The sequence below is a fragment of the Aquamicrobium sp. genome, assembly GCF_023954335.1.
Classification (GTDB): domain Bacteria; phylum Pseudomonadota; class Alphaproteobacteria; order Rhizobiales; family Rhizobiaceae; genus Aerobium.
This window is the reverse complement of the sequence record NZ_JAMLIE010000001.1, coordinates 2,452,583-2,477,280: the sequence shown is the minus strand read 5'-3', so window position 1 is coordinate 2,477,280 and position 24,698 is coordinate 2,452,583. Positions and strand designations below refer to the sequence as shown.

At 63.5% G+C, this 24,698-nt stretch carries 25 protein-coding genes and 1 tRNA gene; 17 read left to right on the top strand and 9 right to left on the bottom strand.

The genetic code is table 11. The features are described 5' to 3' along the window. Nucleotides 1-6: 6 nt before the first annotated feature. The 3 genes from M9945_RS12280 to M9945_RS12270 are packed head-to-tail and all read left to right on the top strand — an operon-like array spanning nt 7 to nt 3,005. Complete coding sequence (locus tag M9945_RS12280) at nt 7-798, top strand: ABC transporter permease (protein WP_367944714.1); 792 nt, start codon at nt 7-9, stop codon at nt 796-798. Next, the gene (locus M9945_RS12275; RefSeq protein ID WP_367944713.1) at nt 795-2,201 is read left to right on the top strand and encodes an amidase; all 1,407 of its coding nucleotides are present in this window, start codon (nt 795-797) and stop codon (nt 2,199-2,201) included. The genes M9945_RS12280 and M9945_RS12275 overlap by 4 nt, the downstream gene beginning before the upstream one ends. A gap of 30 nt (nt 2,202-2,231) precedes the next feature. Then, entirely contained in the window at nt 2,232-3,005 is a 774-nt protein-coding gene (locus tag M9945_RS12270; protein WP_367944712.1) for a sulfite exporter TauE/SafE family protein, read from the top strand. Between the two features lie 41 nt (nt 3,006-3,046). Here M9945_RS12270 and M9945_RS12265 read toward each other — a convergent pair whose 3' ends face one another. Beyond that, complete coding sequence (locus M9945_RS12265; protein ID WP_367944711.1) at nt 3,047-3,739, bottom strand: Crp/Fnr family transcriptional regulator; 693 nt, start codon at nt 3,737-3,739, stop codon at nt 3,047-3,049. Between the two features lie 600 nt (nt 3,740-4,339). Between M9945_RS12265 and M9945_RS12260 the strand changes: the two genes are divergently transcribed. The 12 genes from M9945_RS12260 (at nt 4,340) to M9945_RS12205 (ending at nt 14,311) form a co-directional block, all read left to right on the top strand. Then, nucleotides 4,340-5,593, top strand: coding sequence for a tyrosine-type recombinase/integrase (locus tag M9945_RS12260; protein WP_367944710.1), 1,254 nt, complete (start codon nt 4,340-4,342; stop codon nt 5,591-5,593). 590 nt (nt 5,594-6,183) lie between these two features. Next, nucleotides 6,184-6,405, top strand: coding sequence for a hypothetical protein (locus M9945_RS12255; RefSeq protein WP_367944709.1), 222 nt, complete (start codon nt 6,184-6,186; stop codon nt 6,403-6,405). Beyond that, a complete protein-coding gene (locus tag M9945_RS12250) occupies nt 6,405-6,653 on the top strand; it encodes a hypothetical protein (RefSeq protein ID WP_367944834.1) in 249 nt (82 codons plus the stop codon). Before M9945_RS12255 ends, M9945_RS12250 begins: the two co-directional genes overlap by 1 nt. Beyond that, nucleotides 6,587-7,648, top strand: coding sequence for a bifunctional DNA primase/polymerase (locus M9945_RS12245; protein WP_367944830.1), 1,062 nt, complete (start codon nt 6,587-6,589; stop codon nt 7,646-7,648). Before M9945_RS12250 ends, M9945_RS12245 begins: the two co-directional genes overlap by 67 nt. A 204-nt stretch (nt 7,649-7,852) precedes the next feature. Continuing rightward, a complete protein-coding gene (locus tag M9945_RS12240; protein ID WP_367944708.1) occupies nt 7,853-8,233 on the top strand; it encodes a hypothetical protein in 381 nt (126 codons plus the stop codon). Next, nucleotides 8,230-9,864 (top strand): terminase large subunit, encoded by a 1,635-nt coding sequence (locus M9945_RS12235; RefSeq protein ID WP_367944707.1) that lies wholly within the window; start codon nt 8,230-8,232, stop codon nt 9,862-9,864. Before M9945_RS12240 ends, M9945_RS12235 begins: the two co-directional genes overlap by 4 nt. Next, nucleotides 9,855-10,163: an HNH endonuclease gene (locus M9945_RS12230; RefSeq protein WP_367944706.1), complete on the top strand. Its 309-nt coding sequence runs from the start codon at nt 9,855-9,857 to the stop codon at nt 10,161-10,163. Before M9945_RS12235 ends, M9945_RS12230 begins: the two co-directional genes overlap by 10 nt. 39 nt (nt 10,164-10,202) lie before the next feature. Beyond that, nucleotides 10,203-11,486 (top strand): phage major capsid protein, encoded by a 1,284-nt coding sequence (locus M9945_RS12225; protein WP_367944705.1) that lies wholly within the window; start codon nt 10,203-10,205, stop codon nt 11,484-11,486. Then, nucleotides 11,486-12,103 carry an HK97 family phage prohead protease gene (locus M9945_RS12220; RefSeq protein WP_367944704.1) on the top strand — a complete coding sequence of 206 codons (618 nt, stop codon included), beginning with the start codon at nt 11,486-11,488 and terminating at the stop codon, nt 12,101-12,103. Before M9945_RS12225 ends, M9945_RS12220 begins: the two co-directional genes overlap by 1 nt. Before the next feature lie 2 nt (nt 12,104-12,105). Beyond that, nucleotides 12,106-12,648, top strand: coding sequence for a hypothetical protein (locus M9945_RS12215; protein WP_367944703.1), 543 nt, complete (start codon nt 12,106-12,108; stop codon nt 12,646-12,648). Beyond that, nucleotides 12,648-13,736, top strand: a complete 1,089-nt coding sequence (locus M9945_RS12210; protein ID WP_367944702.1) for a phage portal protein — start codon at nt 12,648-12,650, stop codon at nt 13,734-13,736. Before M9945_RS12215 ends, M9945_RS12210 begins: the two co-directional genes overlap by 1 nt. Continuing rightward, nucleotides 13,736-14,311, top strand: a complete 576-nt coding sequence (locus M9945_RS12205; RefSeq protein ID WP_367944701.1) for a hypothetical protein — start codon at nt 13,736-13,738, stop codon at nt 14,309-14,311. The genes M9945_RS12210 and M9945_RS12205 overlap by 1 nt, the downstream gene beginning before the upstream one ends. Before the next feature lie 500 nt (nt 14,312-14,811). Here the strand turns inward: M9945_RS12205 and M9945_RS12200 are convergent. Continuing rightward, nucleotides 14,812-14,887: transfer RNA gene (locus tag M9945_RS12200), tRNA-Lys, on the bottom strand. A gap of 168 nt (nt 14,888-15,055) precedes the next feature. Here M9945_RS12200 and M9945_RS12195 point away from each other — a divergent pair. Continuing rightward, nucleotides 15,056-15,358, top strand: coding sequence for a hypothetical protein (locus tag M9945_RS12195; RefSeq protein WP_367944700.1), 303 nt, complete (start codon nt 15,056-15,058; stop codon nt 15,356-15,358). Between the two features lie 119 nt (nt 15,359-15,477). On the opposite strand, the gene M9945_RS12190 is transcribed toward M9945_RS12195, so the two are convergent. The 6 genes from M9945_RS12190 to pcsA all read right to left on the bottom strand — a co-directional run bounded on the left by M9945_RS12190 (nt 15,478) and on the right by pcsA (nt 22,094). Beyond that, on the bottom strand, nt 15,478-16,545 hold the full coding sequence (locus M9945_RS12190; protein ID WP_367944699.1) for a BMP family ABC transporter substrate-binding protein: 1,068 nt from the start codon (nt 16,543-16,545) through the stop codon (nt 15,478-15,480). 54 nt (nt 16,546-16,599) lie between these two features. Continuing rightward, nucleotides 16,600-17,514, bottom strand: a complete 915-nt coding sequence (locus M9945_RS12185) for an ABC transporter permease (RefSeq protein ID WP_367944698.1) — start codon at nt 17,512-17,514, stop codon at nt 16,600-16,602. Further along, on the bottom strand, nt 17,507-18,604 hold the full coding sequence (locus M9945_RS12180; RefSeq protein WP_367931766.1) for an ABC transporter permease: 1,098 nt from the start codon (nt 18,602-18,604) through the stop codon (nt 17,507-17,509). Before M9945_RS12180 ends, M9945_RS12185 begins: the two co-directional genes overlap by 8 nt. Beyond that, entirely contained in the window at nt 18,604-20,172 is a 1,569-nt protein-coding gene (locus M9945_RS12175) for an ABC transporter ATP-binding protein (protein ID WP_367944697.1), read from the bottom strand. The genes M9945_RS12180 and M9945_RS12175 overlap by 1 nt, the downstream gene beginning before the upstream one ends. A 172-nt stretch (nt 20,173-20,344) precedes the next feature. Further along, nucleotides 20,345-21,322 carry a quinone oxidoreductase gene (locus M9945_RS12170; RefSeq protein WP_367944696.1) on the bottom strand — a complete coding sequence of 326 codons (978 nt, stop codon included), beginning with the start codon at nt 21,320-21,322 and terminating at the stop codon, nt 20,345-20,347. Nucleotide 21,323: 1 nt separating this feature from the next. Then, a complete protein-coding gene (pcsA, locus tag M9945_RS12165; protein ID WP_367944695.1) occupies nt 21,324-22,094 on the bottom strand; it encodes a phosphatidylcholine synthase in 771 nt (256 codons plus the stop codon). 298 nt (nt 22,095-22,392) lie between these two features. Between pcsA and M9945_RS12160 the strand changes: the two genes are divergently transcribed. Next, nucleotides 22,393-23,580: a UbiH/UbiF family hydroxylase gene (locus tag M9945_RS12160; protein ID WP_367944694.1), complete on the top strand. Its 1,188-nt coding sequence runs from the start codon at nt 22,393-22,395 to the stop codon at nt 23,578-23,580. Nucleotides 23,581-23,649: 69 nt separating this feature from the next. Here M9945_RS12160 and M9945_RS12155 read toward each other — a convergent pair whose 3' ends face one another. Beyond that, nucleotides 23,650-24,612 (bottom strand): AEC family transporter, encoded by a 963-nt coding sequence (locus M9945_RS12155; protein ID WP_367944693.1) that lies wholly within the window; start codon nt 24,610-24,612, stop codon nt 23,650-23,652. Nucleotides 24,613-24,698 lie beyond the last annotated feature (86 nt).

The window sequence follows — 24,698 nt, the reverse complement described above, 5'->3', positions numbered from 1 at the left end:
GCGAGCATGCGGAGGATTCTTTCGTCCAGCGCTCCTGCGGCGTTGGGGGCGTTGGGGGCGGCCGTCTTCTTTCTCACTTGGGAACTCATCGCGCGGCTGGGGTTGGTCAATCCGGCGTTCCTGCCTGCACCGACGGCAGTGGCGACCTCTGCCTACCACCTTATTGTCAGCGGTGAGCTGCTCCAGCACCTGAGGGCCAGTATTTGGCGCGCTGTCTTGGGCTTTTTCTTTGGCTCCGTCATCGGCGTCGCGGTCGGGATTGCGACTGCACGTCTGCCAGTTTTCAGGCACATGAGCGATCCGCTCCTCCAGATGTTCAGGGCAATTCCGTCCATCGCCTTCGTTCCCCTGGCGATCTTCTGGTTTGGCATTGGCGAAGTCTCAAAGGTCTTTCTTATCGCGTGGGGCGTGTTCTTCCCCGTTTGGGTAAACACGTTTCTGGGCGTCAGAGACGTCAATCCCCTTCTAATGCGGGCTGCGGCGACGCTGGGGGCCGGCGGCTTCCGTATGCTTTGGAACGTCGTCCTTCCGGGTGCGCTGCCGCTCATCCTCGCCGGCTTGAGGATCAGTCTCGCCGTCGCCCTCGTTTTGCTTGTCGCCGCCGAATTGGCAGGCGCTACGGCGGGGGTCGGCTATTTTATCCAGATGTCGGCGCAGGTGTTTCGGGTCGATCAAATGTTCGTAGGCCTGATCACGCTGGGAATTCTCGGCTTTTGCGCCGACTTGCTGTTCGTGAACGTCATCAAGTTCCTGTTCCCATGGTACGGCGCTGAGAGCCGCGCTGCGAGGCGCCAATGATGGCGTTTCACGAGTCAGCGACGAGTGACACCGATCGGGCTTCCGCAGGAGAACTTGCGCGACTTATTCGAAACCGTGAAATCTCCCCCGTTGAAGTAGTATCCCGCTCTCTTGAGCGACTTGATGCGGTAGAACCAGCGATCAATGCCTTCGTAACTACGACACCGGAACTGGCTTTGGATGCTGCTCGCAAGGCCGAGGCAAGGGTAATGCGGGGGGATCTCCTACACCCGCTCACCGGCATCCCAATATCGATCAAAGACAACATCGCGATGGAAGGGGTGCGGCTGACATTCGGGTCTCAAACTGCACGAGACCAAATTGCAGCCTTCAACGCGCCCGTTGTCGAGAGGCTTATCGCGGCGGGGGCCTGTATCGTCGGCAAGACGACCATGACTGAGTTCGGCAGCAAGGCATCGAGCGACAGTCCGCTTACGGGAATTACCCGCAATCCTTGGGACACTTCGAAGTCCGCTGGCGGTTCCAGCAGCGGATCGGCCGCAAGCGTTGCCGCTGGGGTCACGCCCCTGTCGATAGGAACGGACGGCGCCGGATCTCTGCGCATACCGGCAGCATTTTGCGGCGTCGTAGGACTAAAACCGCAATTTGGTCGCGTGCCGGTGTATCCACCGGCAACCGCTCCGTCTCTCTTGCACATTGGGCCGATCGCGAGAAACGTCAGGGATGCAACAATGCTCCTGTCTGCGATCTCCGGCTATGACGACCGCGACCACGCCAGTCTCGCGTCACAGCTCACGGAGCACGACATCAAGGAAATATCAGGTTGGCGGATAGCTTGGTCACCCACTCTCGGATTCGGAAAACCCGACGAGACAGTGCTTGGGATGGTGAGGGCGGCGGTACGCGTGTTCGAGCAGGCAGGATGCGTCGTCGAAGAAGTGGATGAAATCATCGAGGATCCGCATGCGGTCCACGCTGCGGAATTCTTTGCTGGGGCCGCCTTTCGTCTCAAGGACGTTATTCTGAACGATCGAGAACTACTTGATCCGGAGGTGGCTGCCTGCCTGGAGCATTCGTCGCGCCTGACAGTCAAAGACCTCTTCGATGCACAGGCCGCGCGACACGAGATTCGACGGCGATTTCGCGAGCTCTTTGGGCGATACCGACTTCTGCTGACACCGACGGTTCCCGTGGCCGCATTCGATGCGGACCGCACCAGCCCCCCGGGGTGGACCGGCCCGCTGGCTCTGTCCTGGCCAACCTATACGCTGGTCCATAATCTGACGGGATTGCCAGCGTTATCGATACCTTGCGGCAGAACGCCGGAAGGGCTGCCGATCGGCTTGCAGATTGTCGGCCGCCCGAACGCAGAATCCGACATTCTCGATGCTGCCACCGTCTTTGAAGAGCTCGGTCCGTGGACGGGGTCGCGTTCAGGCTGATCCCAATCCTCATTTCCATTCAGGCTCGCTATGATTGATTTTTCCGTTTTCGGAGAATGGTCTCCGTTACAGTTCTTTTATCTTGCGTTGTCAGTAGCAATTGCGGGATTCGTCCGGGGATACAGCGGCTTTGGAGTCTCTCTCGCGGCAGTTCCCATGTTGACTGTGGTCCTTGACCCCCTCGAAGTCATACCGGTAGCGTTGCTATTCGAAATAGTTCTGACCCTTGGGTTCCTCAATGGCTCCATCGCCTCGGTGCAGTGGAGGACCGTAACGCGACTGTTCGTGGGAGCGATTTTCGGCACACCGTTCGGCATATATGCCCTGTCAACGATACCGCCTGAACACATGCGGCTGGGCCTGAGCGTCCTCCTTCTGGGTTCGGTTTTTCTGATCTGGCGGAAATCCCAGGGCATTTCCTGGCACCTCACCACACCTGCCACGGTATCGGTGGGGATGCTATCCGGATTGCTCAGTGGCGGAACAGCGATGAGCGGCCCTCCCATCGTCATGTATTTCCTTGCGTCTCCGATGAGCCCAGCGGCAAGTCGCGCTTCCATGATGATGTTCTTTCTGTTCAGCGCTTCAATCGCGATGGCCTTCGGCTTAGGTGCGGGTCTCTACCCGCGCCGAGCTTTCGTCCTGGCCTTCGCCGCGGTTCCGCTATTGTTGGGCGGAGCAGTTATGGGCGCCTACTTTTTTAGGCGTTCAAATCCGCTCGTCTACCGACAAGTGGCGCTTCTCATGCTCGCGGCGATCGGAGTGTTTGCCCTGGCGAACGCCGTGATCCGCTACGCTGGTTAAGCGGAAAGCACCGACGGCTGTCAACAAAGCCGAGACGGGTTCTATTCGGCCAGTGCGGCTTGTTTCAGTCGCACCTTGTCCAAGATCACTATTCGATGTTTTTCGAATGTTACGATGCCGGCCTTTTCGAAGCGCTTCAACGAAGTAGTCACCCACTGACGGGTGGCCCCTATCATATTTGCCAGTTCCTCATGGGAGAACTGCCGACCGAATACCACAGGCGAGTGTTGGAGGACACCTTCGCGTTCTGCTAATGTCAGTAAGAGATGCGCTAGTCGTCCACCGGCGGACCGCGTACCCAGTATCTGCAACAGGGCAGAGTAGCATTTTCCCTTGTAGACCAAGCCGTCAACTAATCCTATGGCGAGTTTGGGAAGATCGATCATCAATCGTCTCAGTTCCCGAGCGGAGAGGAATGCGATCTCACATTCCTCCAGCGCAGTTGCTGACCACATGTGCTGTCCGCCGCCGAAGATCTCCGGTCCCCCAACGAAATGGCCAGCAGTCCAATGGGCCAGAGTTATTTCCCGGCCGGTGGACGATGCATAGTAGGTCCGGGCACGGCCGGATCTAATCAGGAAAATCCCACCATGCGGTTCTCCCTGAACGAAAATGTGCTCTCCTGGCCTCCGCACCTGGCGCGTAGCGCAACTCAGCACCAACTCGCATTCCGCATCCGTCAGATAGCTAAGAATGTCGTGGTTATCCTTGATCTCCTGGAGCGCTTCGGTCATGTAAATCGCGCGACCAGTCGCTGGTTGCCGCGATTCCCGATGCGAACTCTGGCCTGTCAATTTTGCCATTTAAACCCCAATTTCGCCTTTGTGCGATCTGACCCAACCGAGAGGTTACGTTAGTCGCCCACCGACTTCGTGTCATCCCCCGCACCAACCGAAGAGGAGATCGGCAATGCGGAAATGAGGGTTGATCTCGGCGATCGTCAAGGCGGACAGGGGCCGAAACGTGCATCGGTTCCATTCAGCGTGCGCTTACCGGACTGATCCTCTCCGCAGAACGGAATCACAATTGGAGCTGGACGCCTTTGCGGACATTATGCGGACACCAAAAACAATGACGGTACTCTGTACCGTCATCCTCTCACAAGTCATTGTTTTTACTTATTTTTGGTGAGCGCGCTGGGGCTCGAACCCAGGACCTACTGATTAAAAGTCTGATTGGATACCATATCAGCGCCTACCAATTCAGTTGTTCGTAACGATTTCAAACCGTTGCAAATCAAGGATTTTTAGCGCATGTTACCTAGTGATATTAACACCGGGTAACGGCCGCAATCGGGCGAATTCTGTTACCCCAGACAGCGCCGGGGTAACACAATGGCAGCGCGGCTGACCGATATTTCCATCAAGAATGCCAAGCCGGGGGAGACCCGGCGCGAGATACCAGACGGCGGCTGCAAGGGGCTCTATCTCGTCATCCAGCCTTCCGGGAAGAAATCCTGGGCGGTGCGCTATCGGCACGAAGGCAAACCCCGCAAGCTGACCCTCGACGGCTTCCCGCCACTCGCCACAGCGCGCAAGCTGGCGATGGCGGCAATCGAAAACTCCGACCACGATCCGGCCGCTGAAAAGCGAGCGAGGAAGGCAGCCGAGAAAGATGAGGCACAGTCCAAGCGCGACTTGTTCCCGGAGATTGTCGAAACCTACCTCAAGCACTACGAGGCTGGCAGGGCGACGAGGAAGAATGCGAAGCCGAAGCCGCGCACCGTCGCCGAGACCAAGCGCTTACTCGACCAGTTGACCACGCCGGAGGTATGGGGCGAGAAGCGCATTCAGGAGATCAAGAAACGGGATGTTATCGAACTGCTCGACGGCATAGTTGACCGGGCACCATACGTCGCGAACCGGACCTTTGCAGCCATCTCGCCGCTGTTCGCTTGGGCGGCCCGCCGGGACATTATCGACGCCACGCCTGTTGTTTGGAACAAGGCAGCCGAGGAAGCCCGCGAGCGTCATTTGACGGCCGATGAGGTGAAGCTGTTCTGGCAGGCGACCGGCGCGCTGGGGCATCCGTTCCAAACCATATTCCGGCTATTGCTCCTGACCGGGCAGCGGAAATCCGAAGTCAACGAAATGGTCGAAGGCGAATTGGACCTCGAAAAGCGCCTATGGACCATTGGAGCCGATCGGACGAAGAACCGTCGGGAGCATGTCGTGCCGCTTGCCGACCCGGTGCTCGCCATTCTGGAAGCCGCACCGCGTATCAAAAACGATAGGGGCTTGGTCTTCACCACAAACGGCGAGACGCCGCCTAGCGGCTTCACCAAGCCCGTTGAGGCGTGCCGCACCAAGATGAATGAGCTTGCCGGGGAGACACTGCCGCGCTGGTCCCTTCACGATCTGCGCAGGACAGTCAGCACCATGATGAATGACGAGCTTGCGATCGACCCGCACATAGTCGAGGCGGTTCTAAATCACGTGTCCGGGAGCCGGGCCGGTGTTGCCGGAACCTATAATCGCGCGGGCTACCTAAAGCAGAAGCAAGCCGCGCTGGAAGCATGGGGCCGATATGTCGAGTCACTGGTGTCCGGCAAGACAATCGACAACGTGATTTCGATGGCTCGCACCTAGGTTATCCACAGGCAATTTTCGCCCGCTCTCATGCCGGAAATGCCGTTATTTTCCATTGTGTTCCGTTAGGTTCCGTATAGTTCCGATTTGTCGGCACTCAATAGAACGATAAGAGAACAAAAAAGCCGGGGGAGCGCGGGTTCACGGCTTGCGTGATGATTCGCGGATCGGGTAAATTGGGTTAACTCGTTATTTACAGACGAGGAAATTGAAACAGCCGGGCGCGGCCCTGAGAAAGCGAAGCCCGGCTGTTTCTTCAATGACAAGGTGTCTCTTTCGAGACCCTCCCCTTGTTGCGAAGGAGTGACCCTCGCAGTGACTTCTAACCACACACACGCGGCAGCGTTCAATAGGAATCTTGCCGGACCGACTTCACAATCTGTGACGGACCCCGCTGCCGGCTCCGGTGGCTTCCTCCCGGCCCGCCACGTTCTCGACCGCTACCGCATCTCGCAGATGACGCTTTGGCGGTGGCTTGCCGACGATAGCATGGGCTTTCCCAAGCCAGTCTATCTGGGCCGCTATCGGTATTGGCGTATTGCTGACATCGAGGCGTGGGAAGCCGCGCAGGAAATGAGGGGGGCCGCCTGATGAGCATTCGGCCTTCCTTCGACAACCTCGACACATGGCTGGCGGCAAAACCCGCCGGCCATTTTATTGTGGAGCGCTGGGGCGTCGGCATCGCGATCAATGTTCATCGCCCCGGCCAGCCGGTGCAGACGATCTTCGCGAGAACGCAGGCCGAGGTAAATCGTCTTCGCCTGCAACTCTCCGACGAGGGCCTGTGCGGCTATGTTTCGGGGGGCGCGTGATGGAACGCATCTCGCCGCAACTGAAATGGAACCGCGCAAACCGTGTGGCCATCCGGGCGCACGGCATTGTCGCCCGCGCTATCCGGCGTGGTGAACTTCACCGGCGGCCTTGCTGCATATGCGGGGCCGCTGCCGAGGCGCACCACGAGGACTATTCGGAGCCGCTGCTTGTCGATTGGCTGTGTCGGTTCCACCATCGCCGGCACCACGACAAACAGCCCGGCGACCTGTTCGCGATAGGTGCCTAGTGGGTGCTTTCGCGGAATGGCAACCGCGCTACGCTGAGCACGGCGTGGCGACCTTCCCGGTCGGTGCCAACAAGGTGCCGGCCGTGAAGGGCTATCTAAAGATCGGTCCCAAGGTCAGCAGTCAACTGGCGATGAAATTCCCGGACAACGATGCGTTCGGGTTTGCTTGCCGCCGGAACCGGATCACTATTCTGGACGTGGACACGCCCGACGAGAGAGTGCTCGCGGATGCCCTTGCCCGTCATGGGCCAACACCATTCATCGTCCGTAGTGGCTCGGGGAACTATCAGGCTTGGTATCGTCGCAACGGCGAGAACCGCCGCGTGCGCCCCGATCCGGCAAGACCCATAGACATTCTTGGTGACGGCTTCGTCGTCGCCCCGCCCAGTGTCGGCAGCAAGGGGCGGTATGAGATCATTCAAGGTACTCTCGACGACCTCGAACGGTTGCCGACGATGCGTCCCGCTATAGTCAATAGTGGCAGTGAACAGGCCATGCCTGCTGCGGACCCTTTGCCGGGCAACGACTTGAAAAACGGCGACGGGCGCAATCACGCTCTCTGGCGTCACTGCATGAAAGCTGCGCGGGGATGCGGCGGAGAAATATCAAAACTTCTGGCGGAAGCGATGCACCATAACCAAACTTTCTACCAACCGCTCCCCGACGCCGAGGTGCTCAAGATCGTAGCATCGGCATGGAAATACGAAATGGAGGGCAAGAATTGGTTTGGGCATGGTGCGCGCATCGTGTTCGAGGCTGACGAGGTGGACAGCCTTGCCGCCAGCAACCCGGACGCCTTCGCGCTGCTCACGATCCTACGTCGTCACCATTGGGGCCGAGACTTCGTCTTGGCTAAAGCATTCGCGGAATCTCTCGGATGGACGCTCCCCAGGTTCAAGAGCGCGCGGGCCGAATTGCTGGAGCGCAAGCTGATCGAATGCGTCCATGCAGGCGGGAGAGGGCCGAAAGACCCGCCGCTCTATCGCTTTGGCTAAGGGGTATGGAATCGTACCCCAATAAGAAACAGAACACCCTCTCTCCTCCTCTCCTCTCCCTCTCCTTTGGCGGCTTCTGAGGGGTTAGAAAGGGGATTTGGGCCGAATTCCAGAAAATTCGCGCGAGACTGGTTCGACCGGGCATTCGTTTGAGAGTAGGACATATTTCCTATATGGTGCACCTCAACAGCAACGAGGTGCAGCATGTCTATCCTGCTTGGTGAACTGGCACAGACGATCAGCGAAGCCCTGATCGACGCCAACGTGCCTTATGAGATCGTAGTGCCTCGCACCACACAGACCGATCCGCCGGAAGATTGGCCGAGTTGGGAACCGTGGCCCGGCGAGACAGTCACCGTCGAGCACAAGATGCAGGGTTTCGTCGTGGACTATGACGAGGCACTGATCGCGGCTGGCGTGGTGCAGATGGGCGACGTTCGCATCGTCATCCTGCAACCCACGATCCCGGCCGAGCTGACCATCGGCATCACCGACATTGTGCAGGCGCAGGGCAAGACGTTCACGATCCTCAACATCGGCGAAGACCCCGCAGGCGCGACCCTCGAACTGCGAGCGCGCGCATGACCAAGGCAGGCCCGAAGACCCGCAGGAATGGTCCCAATGCCCCGAAGTTGGGAGAGGGGCGCGTGCGCGGAGCGGGCTCTTCCTTTCTCTCTCCCGATAAAATTCCGGGAAATGAGGCGGCAGAAACGGCAATCCGGTTCCTCGAAACCCTGAAAATTCCGGAGGGACCGAAGGCCGGGGAACCGTTGCGCCTGGCTGAATTCCAGCGATCCTTCGTCCGGGGCGCGCTAGATCCTGGAAACATGGTCGCGTGTCTGTCGATTGGGCGAGGCAACGCGAAAACTGCCCTGTCGGCGGGGCTGGCGCTCGGAAGCCTGATCGGTGTGTGGGATGAGCAGCCGAAGCGGGAAATCCTCTTTGCTGCCCGAAACCGCGATCAGGCGAAAACCGCCTTCAACTTCCTTGTCGGCTTCATCGAGGGGCTTCCCGAGGGCGAGCAGGAGCTTTTCACGATCCGGCGCGGCTCGCGGCTGGAGGTGGAGTACGAGGGCAACGGCGGCGGGCTTGCCCGCTGCATCGCCGCCGATGGCCGGTCGATCCTTGGCGGTGCGCCGACGCTCGCCATTCTCGATGAACGGGCGGCATGGGAGCGGGAGAAAGGCGACCTGCTGGAGAATGCGATCCTGTCCGGTCTCGGCAAGAGGAACGGCAAGGCGCTGATTATCTCGACCAGCGCGCCCGACGACGCGAATACCTTCTCGAAATGGCTCGATGAACCGCCGCCCGGAACCTTCGTGCAGGAGCATCGCCCGCCCTTCGGCCTACCTGCCGACGATCTGGATTCGCTGCTGATCGCCAATCCCGGCGCGGCCGAGGGTATCGGCGCATCGGCCGACTGGTTGATGGCGCAGGCTCGGCGAGCGATCGCTCGCGGCGGCTCGGCGCTGTCGTCTTTCCGCAACCTCAACCGCAATGAACGTGTCTCGACCGAAGATCGGTCGGTGCTGGTGACGGTGGACGAATGGCTGTCGGCCGAGGTGAAGCCCGACGATCTGCCAGCGCGGGAGGGGCCGTGCATTCTAGGCGTCGATCTAGGCGGCTCCCGTTCCATGTCGGCCGCCGCCTTCTATTGGCCGGAAACTGGCCGGCTGGAGGCGGTCGGCACCTTCCCGGCGGTTCCTTCCCTCTCGGATCGCGGTGCGGCCGATGGTGTGTCCGGGCGCTATGTCGAGATGCAGGGACGCGGCGAGCTGACGGTGCTCGGCGAGAATACCGTGCCGCCGGGGCCGTGGCTGGTCGAGGTGGCGAAGCTGGTCGAGGGCGAGACGATCACCTGCATTGTCGGCGACCGCTTCCGCCATGCCGAGTTCACCGAAGCCATGCAGAAGGCCAATCTCCAGCGAGTGCCGTTCATCTGGCGCGGTTTCGGCTGGAAAGACGGCTCGGAAGACATTGAACGGTTCCGGCGCGCCCTGTTCGACGGGCAGGTGAAGACGCTCCCCAGCCTCTTGCTGCGCTCGGCCTTCGCGGATGCGATCACGCTGGTTGACCCGGCCGGCAATCATAAGCTGGCGAAAGCCCGGTCGCTGGGCCGGATCGACGCGGCTGCTGCTGCGGTGCTGGCTGTTGCCGAGGGCGCGCGTCGTGTCGCCCGGCCGGCTGCGCGTCCGTCGCGGGTGGCATGGGCGTAGGGCGCTTTCCTCGCCACGGTTCGGCGATCTACCGGACAAACCAGTGGAAGGCGGTTCGGCTGCTGGCGAAGCGGCGGGACGGCTTCAAATGCGTCCAGTGCGGCGAGCGCGGCCGGCTGGAGGTGGATCACAAGGTTCCGATCCGGGACGGCGGCGCTCCCTATGACCTCGATAACCTGCAATCCCTCTGCCCGAAATGCCATGCGCGGAAGACCCGGCTTGAAATCGGGCTGGGCCGGATCGACCCGGAACGGGACAAGTGGAAGGCATTGCTCAAGGACTTTATTCCTACTTCCTGATGGGGTATCATATTACCTCTGTTAACAGGAAACCTCCCAATGCTGACCAGCGTCACTATCGCCCGGCGTCAGTCCGAAATCCGCGAAGCCCTCGCCGGGCTGGTCGGCAAGGACACGCCTTCGGAAGATGAAACCCGGCAGATGTCTGCCCTCGATGCGGAATACCGCAACAACGAAACCCGTTATCGCGCGGCGCTGATCGCCGAGGATCAGGAACGGCGCGAAGCCGGCGCGGACCTCGAAACCCGCTCGGATCGCGAATTCAACGAACTGATCGACGGTTTCGAGCTTCGGCAGGTTGCCCTTGCCCTCGATGAAGGCCGGGCGCTCGACGGCGCGACGGCGGAAGTCGTCCAGGAGCTTCGTTCGCAAGGCGGTTTTCGTGGCATTCCTGTGCCGTGGCTGGCGCTGGAGCAGCGCGCAGGCGAGACCGTTGCCAGCGGCACGCCGAACCCGCTCCAGACCCGCCCGATCATCGACCGGCTTTTCCCGGACAGTGTTGCGGGCCGCATGGGCGCACAGTCGATCACCATCGACCACGGCGCTATCGAATGGCCGGTGACAAGCTCGGCGATCACTGCCGGCTGGGCCAATGGCGAGACTGCCAGCGTTCCGGGGCCGACCGCCTACGCCACGACCGACAAGTCGCTGGCACCGGATCATAATCTCGGCATCACCATGCGCATCACGCGCAAGGCGCTGAAACAGTCGGGCGCTGCGCTGGAGCAGGCAGTGCGCCGCGACATGGCCGGCACGATTGCGGCCGAACTCGACAAGGCGGTGTTTCTCGGCACTGGCGCGACCGGCCAGCCGCTCGGCGTCATCACTGGGCAGTCTACTTACGGCATCACGTCCACGCCTGTCGGTGCGCTGGCATCGTGGGCCGCGTTCCGTGCCGCCGTGGTGCGATTCATGACCGCGAACGCTGCCGGTTCTCCCGGTTCGGTTCGGATGCTGATCCGGCCGGAAACATGGTCGGTGCTCGATGACACGCTGATCGAAGGAACGGCAGTTTCCGAATGGGATCGCCTTGTGCGCCATATTCCGGCCGGCAACATCGCCATGTCGAGCAACGCGCTCGCCACGCCTGCGGGCGATCCGCTGGCGACTTCGGCGCTCCTGACCACGAATGCCGGTGGCGTTGCTCCGATTTTCGTCGGTCTCTGGGGCGCTGTCGATCTGATCCGCGATCCTTACTCGGACGCCACGTCCGGCGGGCTTCGCATCACCGGCCTTGCCACGGTTGACGTGACCGTGGCGCGCGGCACGCAACTGGAACTGCTGACCGGCATCGAACTTGAAGCCGACGAAGGCGGTGGCTGATGACTGGCCCGGTTTACAGCGCCGGGCTTGAACTGCGGGCGGCGGGGGATGGCACCCGTCGCCTTGCAGGCTCTTTCCCGTATCTGTCGCTGGCGGTCATCGACTCCGGCGGCAACGGGCGACGGCCGAAAAAGGAACAGTTTGCCGAAGGTGCGTTTTCGTGGGGGCTGCAACAGCCGGCATCCGAGCGCGACGTGCATCTGCTGATCGGCCATAGCTTCGACAAGCCGCTGGCGAGCCGCAAGGCTGGCACGCTGAATTTCAGCGACACGAAATCGGCCTTGAACTTCGAGGCGATCCTGACCCCTGAAATCATGCGCACGACATGGGGCGCTGACTTCCTCGCCGCATTCTCGGCAGGCTTGGTCGGCGGCATCTCTCCCGGCTTCCGTGTTGCGCCGAAAGAGGTTGTGCCGCTGCCGGAAGAAATCACCGACGAGGATGAAAGTCTCGGCGAGGCGCTGATCCGCACCATCTTCGCGGCGATCCTCTTTGAACTCTCCCTTGTGACCCGCCCTGCCTATCACGACACGAATGTCGATCTGCGCTCATGGGAGAAGACCACGGATAGGGGTATGCCGAAAAATCGGCAGACCCTTCGACGCTGGAGGCTCTGACGATGGCGACGACGATCAAGCAGACCGAAGCAATCCCGGAAGAATATCCCGCCGCGCCGACCGGCCTTTCCACGGCTGCGGCCGCGCTCGACAAGGCGATGATCTGGCAGCGCATCGAGGCTTATACCGCGTGGCGCTGGAGCGAACGCGCCGTGGAATGGATTGTCGAGGGCGTCGGGCAGTGGGAACCGCCCCTGTCGCCTGCCACGATCACCAAGGCCGAAATCTGGCGTGGTGACGCATGGGAGGAATTGACGCTCCCGGCCGCACCGCTCGGCGGCTTCATGCTGTCCGGGCATGGTCCTTATCGCTTCACGGCAACTGTCGGCGAGGAAGACGCGGACGTGCCGGTGTCGGTCAAAGAGGCGTTCCGCCGCCTGGCCGAATATTCGGCGCAGTCCAAGGGCAAGGCCGGTGCGCGCTCCGAACGGATCGGGGCCGGCAGCATCTCCTTGTCGCATACCCGCTCGGCGTCGTGGCTGGCGCAGGCAATCGAAAATTCAGGGGCCGGCGACCTCCTGCGCAAATGGAGGAAACCGCACTGATGTTCGGATGGCTGAAAAGTATCGTTCCCGGTCGGAACAATATAGAAACCCGCGCATCGGCATCCGGCTTCACGGCCGAAATCATGGCCGCGCGCGAAGCCTATATCTCCGGTGCATCCGGCGTCGGCGAACTGACGGCGGCCGTCCAATCCTGTGTGTCTCTCTGGGAAGGTGCTTTCGCGCTCGGCGACGTGTCCGGCACCGACATGATCGACCGGCGCACGATGGCGATGATCGCCCGCTCCCTTGCCCTTCGCGGCGAGTATGTCGCCCTGATCGGCGACCGCCGGTTGATCCCGGCTGCCGATTGGGATTTGAGCACGCGCGACGGCGAGCCGAAGGCGTATCGTCTTTCGATCAGCGAAGCCGGTGGCGGTCGCACCATGACAGCGCTCGCGGCCGAGGTGGTTCATTTCCGCGTCGGGGCCGATCCCGTCCAGCCTTGGACCGGGCAGGCTCCCTTGCGCCGCGCTCGCCTCACGGCCGGACTTTTGCAGGCCATCGAAAGCGCGCTCGCCGAAGTCTACGACAATGCCCCGCTCGGCTCCCTGATCGTGCCCTTCCCGGAATCGCCCGAAGTGGACATGGAAACCCTTGGTCGCGGCTTCAGGCGTCGGCGTGGTCGCGTGCTCATGCGCGAATCGGTTTCCGTGGTCGCGGCCGGTGGTCCGGCTCCGAACACCGATTGGAAGCCTTCGGACGTAACCCCGAACATTCAGCCGGCAATGCCGATGGAAGCATGGCAGGCGGCGCGTGGCTCGATCCTGTCGGCCTTCGGCGTTCTCCCAGCGCTCCTGTCCGATCAGGCACAGGGACCGCTTGTCCGCGAAGCGCAACGGCATCTCGCACAATGGACGCTCCAGCCGCTCGCCATGCTGATCGGCGAGGAAGCCGGCCGCAAGCTCGGCAGCGAGATCATGATCGACCTCATGCGCCCGGTGCAGGCGTTCGACGTAGGTGGCCGTGCGCGGGCGCTCTCGACCATCATCGAGGCGCTGGCGAGGGCAAAGGAAGCCGGGCTGGAGCCGGCGGCACTTAACGGGGCGCTGACGACCGTGAATTGGGGGCCGAACGATGGAGCGGCATAATGCTTGCGCGTGTTCCCGCGAAGTCGCTCCGCATCGTGCAGGAGCCGGCGAGACGGCTTAACCGTGATCGCCAGAAAGCCATCCGCGACAAGATCGTCGCCATCATGCGCACGGTCGAGCCGACCCCGTTCGCAGCCGAGGGACCATGCCGACACGGCATCCGGTCCAGTCTGTGCCTTCAAGGCTGGAGTTGGGCTGCTGCCGATGCTGTCGCTGCCGAGATCGTCGCGGCGGCATTGAACATCGTCGGGGCGAAGCGTCCGACTTGGTATCAGGGGCAACCCGAATATACCCAGCCCGGCGCACTGCCGGTCCTGCGGGAACGATGCGCTCGGTGCTCAAAGCCTCTCCCGGAAGGAAATCGCCTGTGGTGCAGCGACGTATGCGCCCATGCGGCGAAGATGGACCGCCAGCGCCAGCGTTGGGACGAAGAATCCTATGCGCAGTGGAAGGCATTAAAGGCCGCATGGATTGAGCGCCAGCCCGAGCAGCGATGCGAAGGCTGCGACCGGCTATTCAAACCGAAACGCAAGGGGCAGAGGTATTGCCGATATGAATGCACCCGTATCATTTGACGATCTGCCGGATGACATTTGCGCGTGGTGCAGCAAGAGCTTCACCCGCAAGCATCCGATCCAGAAGTATTGTTGCGAAGCCTGCCGATATGCGTCTGACGCGGCCTTTGAACGGCAATGGCGAAAGACGATACGGGACAACCTGAAATGCCAGCATTGCGGCAATCCGATCCAGAACGCCAAAAAGGCCAGCCAACGATATTGCTGCCATACGTGCCGGAACAAGGCCCGCACTGTTCGGGCAGTCGGCCCTATCACCGCCGTTCGCTGCATCGACTGCGGCGGCTCAATTCCCGGCGTGGTGCGACGAGACACAAAGCGGTGTCCCGTCTGCGTGCGGGAAGATCATCGCAAGAGGAATCGAGAACGTGCGCGCGCGGCGAGATTGCAGGCGGGGTAACGGGGATCGGCTGCCGTTACCCCATACGTTACCCCGAGACAAAGCAATAGCAATCTCAGGTCGCCGCCTTCGTCTATCACGCTGATTTTATTGTATTTTTTGGTGAGCGCGCTGGGGCTCGAACCCAGGACCTACTGATTAAAAGTCAGTTGCTCTACCGGCTGAGCTACGCGCTCCCGAAAGCGCGTCGGCGCTTCGAAATTGGGCCGGAACATAAGAATGCGACGGGGTTCGGTCAACTGCAAAACTGTCCGCCCGCGCCAGGAAAATACCCGAGCCGTTATCAGCCCAAGGCGCGGCGTGATAGGCTTGTTTCGTCAGATCCATGCACACGGGATGCAACCATGAAACTTGCCAGCATCGTCCTCGGGATAGTCGTCGCCGCCGCTCCGGCCCACGCCGCCGTTTCCGGCTTCCATGACTCGGCGGAGCAGATCGGGACCATTCTTTCCAGTCCGGAGGTTGCGGATTCCCTTCGGCAGGCTCCGGTCGACTCGATCACCACGACCGGCGCCGGTGGCGATGGGCTGCACGAATGGCGGGTCAGGACGCGGGATTGCGATCTCGCCGTGCATCTGAAGCCCGTACAGCCGAAAGGGATCGGCAAGACAACCTATCTGGTCGATACGGTCGGTGAATGCCGGTGAGCGCTGAAGGGGTCGCTGCGGCTGGCGCAAGGAATTGAGGAAGCGGCCGGTTTCAGGTCGGGCACAACGAAAAAGGGCGGCTCGCAGGCCGCCCTTTCCGTTTTCGACGGCGTGCTGCCTTACTGCGGAAGCTGGTCGTCGACGCCTTCGACGTAGAAGTTCATGCCGAGAAGGACGCTGTCCTCTGCGGTTTCGCCTTCGGCGAGCCAGTCGGAGCCGTCCTGCTTCTTGACCGGTCCGGTGAAGGGATGCAGCTCGCCGGACTTGATCTTGGCCTCGATCTCCTCGGCCTTGGCCTTCACGTCGTCGGGCATGTTGGTGTAGGGCGCCATGGTCAGGATGCCGTCCTTCAGGCCGTCCCAGATCGCGCCCGTCTCCCAGGTGCCGTCGGCGACCTGCTTGATGCGCTTGACGTAATAGTTGCCCCAGGTGTCGATGATGGCGGTGAGCTGGGTCTCCGGGCCTGCCTCGATCATGTCGGAAGCCTGGCCGAAGGCCTTGATGCCGCGCTCGGCCGCGATCTGGATCGGGGCGGTCGAATCGGTGTGCTGGGTGATGATATCGACGCCCTGGTCGATCAGCGCCTTGGCGGCGTCGGCCTCGCGGGCGGCGTCATGCCAGGTGTTGCTCCAGATCACCTTGAGCTTGAAATCCGGGTTCACGGTCTGCGCGCCGAGCACGAAGGCGTTGATGCCCATCACCACTTCCGGGATCGGGAACGAGGCGATATAGCCGGCGAGGCCCTTCTCCGAGACGCTGGCCGCGATCATGCCCTGAATGTAGCGCCCCTCGTAGAAGCGGGCGTTGTACGAAGCGAGGTTCGGCAGGGTCTTGTAGCCGGTGGCGTGCTCGAACTTCACGTCGGGGAACTTCTCGGCCACGGCGACCGTCTGGTCCATGAAGCCGAAGGAGGTGGTGAAGACTACGTCGCAACCGGAGCGGGCGAAGCGCTCGATGGTCCGCTGGGCGTCGGCGCCTTCCGGCACGCTCTCGACGAAGACGGTCTCGACCGCGTCACCCAGCTCCTCTTCGACCTGGAGGCGGCCGATGTCGTGCGCCTGGGTCCAGCCGCCGTCGGTGCGCGGGCCGACATAGACGAAGCAGGCCTTGGTCTTGTCCTGCGCGAGCGCGGCCGCCGGCGCGAGGACCGCTGCCGATGCCGCGAGGGCCAGAAGGTACTTTTTCATGGGTGTTGCATCCTCTGAAGGTTACGATTTCCGGGTGTTTGTCCGCTTGGCCGACTAACGATCGGGAACGAAGGGCCTGCCGAGGCAGGCCGGGGTGTTCAGAAGCGTCAGCCGCCGGTTCCGCGAGATTAGAACAAGAACGACGATGGTTGCCAGATAGGGGAGCGAAGAAAGCAGTTGAGAAGGAATGGGCCAGCCGAGCGCCTGCGCGTGGAGCTGGCCGATGGTGACGGCGCCGAACAGATAGGCGCCGGCCAGCGCCCGCCACGGCCGCCACGAGGCGAAGACGACGAGGGCGAGCGCGATCCATCCCCTGCCCGCGCTCATGCCCTCGACCCATTGCGGCACGTAGACGAGCGCGAGATAGGCCCCGGCGAGCCCGGCGCACGCGCCGCCGAACAGCACCGCCATGTAGCGGATGGCGATGACGTTGATGCCGAGCGCGTGGGCCGAGCCGTGATTGTCGCCGACCGAGCGCAGCGTCAGCCCCGCCTTGGTGTAGAACAGGAACCAGGCGACGCCGGCAGTGAGCAGGATCGAGATGTAGAAGATCGGGTCCTGCCCGAAGAGCAGCCGGCCGACATAGGGCAGATCGGTGAGGTAGGGGATGTAGAGCGGCGCCATCTTGATGCCGGGCCGGCCGACGAAGCCCTCGCCGATCATGCCCGAAAGGCCGAGGCCGAGAAGGGTCAGCGCCAGCCCCGTCGCCACCTGGTTGGTGACGAGGGTCAGCGTCAGGAAGCCGAAGAGCAGCGAGAACAGCGCGCCGACGACCACCGCCGCCAGCGCGCCGAGCCAGGGCGAGCCGGTGGTCAGCGTCACGGCGAAGCCGGTGACCGCGCCCATGATCATCATGCCCTCGACGCCGAGGTTCAGAACGCCCGAGCGCTCGACGACCAGTTCCCCCATCGCCGCGATCAGCAGGGGCGTCGCGGCGGTTGCGATGGTGATGAGGACCGATTCAAGCATGTTCGGGCTCCCCGGCGCCGGCCGCTTTCGGGCGGGTGATGCGGATGCGGTAGTGGATCAGCGTGTCGCAGGCGAGCACGAAGAACAGGATCAGCCCCTGGAAGGCGCGCACCACCTTGTCGGACAGGCCGACCGAGATCTGCGCCGCCTCGCCGCCGAGATAGGTCAGGGCGAGGACGAGGCCGGCGGCGACGATGCCGAGCGGGTTGAGCCGGCCGAGGAAGGCGACGATGATGGCTGTGAAGCCGTAGCCGGGCGAGATGTTGGGCCGAAGCTGCCCGACCGCGCCGGCGATCTCCGAGATGCCGGCAAGGCCGGCCAGCGCGCCAGACACGGCGAAGGCGAAGATCGTCATCTTCGCGGCCGAGAAGCCGGCGAAGCGCCCTGCCCGCGGGCTCTGGCCGAGGACCTTGACCTCGAAGCCCTTCAGCGTCCGCGACAGGAGGAACCAGACCAGCACGGCGGCGACGAGCGCGAAGACGAAGCCCCAGTGGGCGCGGCCGGAGGCGGGCAGGATTTCCGGCAGGATCGCGTAGGAATGGAAGGTGCGCGTTTCCGGAAAGTTCATGCCGCCGGGGTTGCGCCACGGCCCGCGCACCAGCCAGTCGAGGAAGAGCTGGGCGACGTAGACCAGCATCAGGCTGGTCAGGATCTCGTTGGTGTTGAAGCGCACCTTGAGGATGGCCGGAATGAGCGCGTAGCCCGCCCCCGCCGCCATGCCCATGATCAGCATCAGCGGCAGCACGAACCAGAACTGGAAATCGGGCAGCAGCACGGGCAGCGCCGAACCGGCGACCGCACCGATCAGGAACTGGCCTTCGGCGCCGATGTTCCAGTTGTTGGACAGGAAGCAGACCGACAGGCCGACCGCGATCAGGATCAGCGGCGCGGCCTTGATCGCCAGCTCGTGCAGCGACCACACCTCCATCAGCGGGTCGATGAAATAGTAGTAGAGCGTCGTCGCCGGGTTCTTGCCGAGAGCCAGGAACAGGATCGCGCCGGCGACCAGCGTCAGTGCGAAGGCGATGAAGGGTGACAGCGCGGAGAACAGGCGCGAATGCTGCGGGCGCTTGACGAGTTCGATGCGCATCACGCGGCCTCCCCGTGGCCGGACCCATGGCCTGCATCGGCGCCGCCCATCAGGAGGCCGAGCCGTTCCGGCGTCGCCTCCGTGACCGGGATCGGCGCGGAAAGCTGCCCGTCATGCATGACGGCGATGGCGTCCGACACCTCGAACAGCTCGTCGAGGTCTTGGCTGATGACGAGCACGGCCGAGCCGGCGCGCGCGAGGTCGATCAGCGCCTGGCGGATGCGCGCGGCTGCGCCCGCGTCGACGCCCCATGTCGGCTGGTTGACGATCAGCACCGAGGGCTTGCGGTCGAGCTCACGGCCGATGATGAACTTTTGCAGGTTGCCGCCGGAAAGCGAAGCCGCTTCAGGGTCTTCGGCGCTTTTCCTCACATCCATCTCGGCGATGATGCGCTGGGCGGCCGTGCGGATCGGATCGCCGCGGATGATGCCCATGCGGCCGAGGAACGCCTTGGCGTCGGTCCTGAAGCGCGACAGGAGGAGGTTATCGGACAGCTTCATGTAGGGCGCGGCACCGTGGCCGAGGCGCTCCTCGGGCACGAAGGCGGCGCCGAGCAGGCGCCGGCCCGAGATGTCGAGCCGCCCGACCGGATTGCCGCGGATGCGGATCACGTCGGCGCTGTCCTGCAGCACCTCGCCCGACACCGCCTCGAAGAACTCGCCCTGGCCGTTGCCGGCGACGCCGGCGACGCCGAGGATCTCGCCGGCCTTGAGGCTCAGCCAGATGTTGCGCAGGGGAATCGAGAACGGTCCCGCCGGCTTGCGCGACAGCCCGCAAATGCCGAGAAGCTCGGCAGCATCGGCATTGGCGGCGGGCGGGCGCTCGGCCGTCACCACGTCGGAGCCGACCATCATCCGCGCCAGCGAGGCCGCGGTTTCGCGGCGCGGGTCGCAATGGGCGACCACCTTACCGTGGCGCAACACGGTCGCGCGGTCGCACAGCCGCTTCACCTCTTCCAGCCGGTGGGAGATGTAGAGGATCGACTTGCCTTCGTCGCGCAGTCGCTCCAGCGTCTCGAACAGCTTGTCCGCCTCCTGCGGCGTCAGCACCGAGGTCGGCTCGTCGAGGATGATAAGCTCCGGCTTCTGCAAGAGGCAGCGGATGATCTCGATGCGCTGGCGCTCGCCGACCGAAAGGTCGCCGACGAGCGCGTAGGGATCGAGCGGCAGCCCGTAGGCCTTGGACAGGCTGTGCGCCTTCTCGGCGATCTCGACGATCGAGGTGTCGTCGTCGAGCGACAAAAGGATGTTCTCGGCCGCCGTCAGCGCCTCGAACAGCGAGAAATGCTGGAACACCATGCCGATGCCCAGCTTGCGCGCATGGCCGGGGTTCTTGATCGCGACCTTGGCGCCGTTCCAGAAGATGTCGCCGGAGGCCGGCTCGAGCGAGCCGAACAGCATCTTGACGAAGGTGGACTTGCCCGCGCCGTTCTCGCCGAGAAGCGCGTGGATCTCGCCCTTCTCGATGGTCAGGTCGATGTTGTCGCAAGCCTTGAGCTGGCCGAATATCTTCGTCAGCCCGCGCACCTCGAGCAGAGGCACGGCGCCGGTTTCGCGCGTTTCGCTCACAGTGCCTCCCGGTTCCGGTTCGGACGTGTTCTTTTGTTCCCGAAAGGCATGGTAGGCGTGGCCTTGTCCCAGCGCAAACTGTTACCTTTCTTGAAAGTGCATCAAGTCTTTCAATGCAAACCCATGCAATCGCCGGCCAGCGGAAGGCCGGCGATCGCGATGGCGGCAGCGATCAGGGGATCAGCACCGTGGTGCCGGTCGTCTTGCGGCCTTCGAGGTCGCGATGCGCCTGCGCGGCCTCGGACAGCGGGTAGCGCTGGTTGATCCTGATCTTGACCGCGCCGGAGCGCACCACTTCGAAAAGCGCGGCGGCGCTCGCCTCGAGCTCGGCGCGCGTGGCGATGTAGTTGAACAGCGTCGGCCGGGTGAGATAGAGCGAGCCCTTCTGCGACAGGATGCCGATATTGACCGGCGGCACCGCGCCCGACGACTGGCCGAAGGAGACCAGAAGACCGCGTTGCCGCAGGCAGTCGAGCGAGCCCTCGAATGTGTCCTTGCCGACGGAATCGTAGACCACGTCGCATTTCCTGCCGCCGGTAATCTCGCTGACCGCCTTGACGAAATCAGTCTCGCGGTAGTTGACGATGTGGGCATAGCCGTGCGCCTTGGCGAGCTCGCCCTTCTCGGCCGAGCCGACCGTGCCGATGACGTCGACGCCGAGATGCTTCGCCCACTGGCCGAAGATCAGCCCGACGCCGCCGGCTGCGGCATGGTAAAGTACGTTGTCGCCCGGCTTCACCGCATAGGTGCGCCGCAAGAGGTATTCGGCGGTCATGCCCTTCAGCATCATGCCGGCGGCCTCTTCGTCGCTGACGCCGTCGGGAATCTTCACCAGCCGGTCGGCCGGCATCACCCGCTGCTCGACATAGGCGCCCGGCCCGCCGGTATAGGCGACGCGGTCGCCGACCTTAAGGCCGTCGACGCCCTCGCCGAGCCCGATCACCTCGCCGGCCGCCTCGCCGCCGAGGGTAAGCGGCAGGCCGCTCGGCGACGGGTAGAGCCCGGTGCGGAAATAGGTGTCGATGAAGTTCAGGCCGATCCCCGTGTGGCGGACCAGGACCTCGCCCTTGCCGGGCTTGCCGGGATCGACGTCCTCGTAGCGCAGGACCTCGGGGCCACCATGCTCGTGGATTCGAATTGCCTTGACCATGTCATTCCTTCTTCAGTCCGAGGGTCGGGAAAAGCTGCATCACGCCGCCGATGACGAACAGGTAGATCGCGGTCGCGGCGACGCCGACCTGAACCCAGAGCGACGCCTCCATGTTCTGGAACAGCGCGACGATGCCGAGCGCACACCAGGCGAAGAACATGGCGAGGTTGAGCGTGCGCAGCCGCCTGACGCGCACCGGGTGCAGGAAATGGATCGGCACGAAGGACAGCGCCGCCGCGACGACGACGATGGCGAAGGAGGCCCACTCACCCGTCTGCACCACGAACAGGGTGAAGACGAGCATGTTCCAGACCACCGGGAACCCCTTGAAGAAGTTCTCCTTCGTCTTCATGCCTGTGTCGGCGTAGTAGATGGCGCTGGAGACGACGATGATCGCCGCCGACAGGAAGGACAGCCCCTCGCCCATGAAGCCGCTCTGGTAGAGCGCGAAGGCGGGGATGAGGACGTAGGTGACATAGTCGATGACGTTGTCGAGCAGCTCGCCCGACCATGTCGGCAGCACTTCCTTGACCTCGAGCTTGCGGGCGATCGGCCCGTCGATCCCGTCGACGAAGAGCGCGAGCCCGAGCCACAGGAACATCGCCGTCCACTGCTTCTCGGCCGCGGCCACCAGCGACAGGAAGGCGAGGAACGAGCCGGAAGCGGTCAGAAGATGCACGGAGAAGGCCCGCGCCTGCGGCCATGTCACCTTCTTCTTCGGCCGCGGAATGCGCTCCGCCAGCTTCCGCTTCGTCGAGGCCGTGCCGCTCACGGCCTCAGCCAGCCTGATCTGGAATTCGTCAGATGCACCGGCCCATCCCCTTTCTCGCTTCTCGTCGCCGCGGCCGTGCCGCGCGTGGGAAAGCCTTGAAACTACAGGCAGGGCAACCGCCGGCACAAGCTCTATCGATGCGCGAATGCACGGAAATCGCCGATCTCCCTTGCCGCGCCGGGGCCGGCGGGCCGGGCCGAGCCAATCGGTCCTGTTGATCGCGGGTGGAAGACGGGCCTATATCGCTTGCGCCCGCCACAGAGCGCGACCAGCGCCAGCAGGAAAAGGAGGCTGACCCATGAAGATCGAGACCGACATCATCGTCGCCGGCACCGGCCCCGCCGGCCTCACCGCCGCGCTGGCGCTGGCGCAGGCCGGCTTTTCTGTCGCTCTCGCCGGCCCGCCCGTTGCGGCCGGCGACCGGCGCACCACGGCGCTGATGAAGCCGTCGCTCGATTTCCTCGAGCGCCTCGGCCTTCTCGAGGCGATCCGGCCGCAGGCGGCGCCGCTCCGGGCGATGCGCATCACCGATGCCACGTCGCGGCTGCTGCGCAGCCCGACCGTCACCTTTCGCGCCGCCGAGATCGGCGAGGAGATGTTCGGCATGAACATTCCCAACGCGCATCTCAACGCCGTGCTCGACAAGGCGGTGAAGGACAATGCGGCGATTCGCCCGCTCGGCGGGCTGGTCCGGCGGTGGACGCCGGCGGAGGACGCTGTCGAAGCGGAGCTGGAGAACGGCGACGTCGTTGTGGCGAAGCTCGCCGCCGCCGCCGACGGGCGGCGCTCGCAGGCGCGGCAGGCGGCCGGCATTTCCGTCAGGACGTGGCAGGCGGGCCAGTCGGCGCTGGTGCTGAACTTTTCCCATACCCGCCCGCACGACGACATCTCGACCGAGTTCCACACCGAGGACGGCCCGTTCACGCAGGTGCCGCTGCCCGGCATGCGCTCCAGCCTCGTCTGGGTGACGCGCCGCCGCCGCGCCGACGAGATGGCCGCCGTGTCGGACGAGGCGCTCGCGGCGCTGATCGAGGCGCGGATGCAGTCGATGCTCGGCCGGGTCACTGTCGAGCCGGGCCGGCAGGTGTTCCCGCTCGCCTCGGCGCTGCCCGCCCGCTTCGCCGACCGCCGCATCGCCCTCGTCGGCGAGGCGGCGCATGTCTTCCCGCCCATCGGCGCGCAGGGCCTCAATCTGGGCATCCGCGATGCGGAGGATCTGGCGCGGGTGGCGACGAAGCACGCGGTCGACCCCGGCTCGAAAGCGGCGCTCGCCGCCTACGACCGCGCGCGCCGGCCCGATATCCTCGCCCGCGCCTCGGCGGTGGACATGCTCAACCGCTCGCTGCTGTCCGACATGCTGCCGGCGCAGGCGGTGCGGGCGGCCGGGCTGTCGCTTCTGCGGACGGCGCCGCCGCTGCGCGCCTTCTTCATGCGCGAGGGCCTGCGCACCGGCGGCGGCCTCGCCGGCCTCCTGCCGTGGCGGTAGAGCATGTCTCCCGAAAGTGGGAACCGGTTTCGGGATAAAGACATGCGATGAAAAGAAATGCCGTAGGCATCATGGGAAGAGATCGGCCGGCATGATCCGGTTGACGATCAGGTAGAGGATGACCGTCAGCGTCACCACCGAGAGCACCGTGTTGACGAGGACGCTCGCCGAGGCGCGCTGCACCCATACGTCGTATTGCTGGGCGATGACGAAGACGTTGGTGGCCGTCGGCAGGGCGGCGAGCATGATCGCAGAATAGACCCAGATGTCCGAGAAATTGCCGAACAGGCTCAGGATCACCCAGCACAGGATCGGGTGGACGACGAGCTTCAGCATCGAGATCGCGCCGAGTTCGCGCGGCACCCGCTTCAGCGGGCGCAGCGCCAGCGTCACGCCCATGGCGAACAGGGCGCACGGCGCGGCCGCCTGCGCGAGATAGTCGAGAAGCCGGGAAACGGGAGCCGGCGGCTCGACCTGCATCCAGGCGGCGAATCCGCCGGCGAGCGTGGCGAGGATGAACGGATGAAGGACGATCCGCTTGATGACGCCGAGCGCGAGCGCAAGCCCGGCGCTCTTTTCGCTGCCGGCCACGGCCATCATCAGCGGCGCGATGGTGAAGTGCATGATGTTCTCGAACGAGAAGATCAGCGCCACCGGTACGGCCGCCTCCGGCCCGAAGACGAGGAGCGCGAGGCCCGGGCCCATATAGCCGATATTGCCGTAGGCGGCCGCCAGCCCCTTGATCGTGCTTTCGGCGATCTCGCCGCGCGAGACGATGAGCGAGCCGGCGAACATCAGGCAGAAGACGATGAAGGTCGCCAGCAGCGAGCCGGCGATGTAGCACCACTCGGTCAGCTCCTCGATCGGCGTGCGCGACAGGAGCACGAAGAACAGCGCCGGCAGCGCGATGTAGATGACGAAGACGTTCATCCAGCCGAGCGCCTCGATCGGCAGCCCGACGATGCGCGCGGCGAGCGCGCCGATGAAGATCATGCCGAAGAACGGCAATACCAGTCCAAGGATGTCGGCCATGACGACCCGTATGCAAGCGCCGGGGAGAGGGTTCGATCCGGCCGCTAACGCGCGCGACGGCCGGGGTCAAGCCGTGCGGGAGTTGA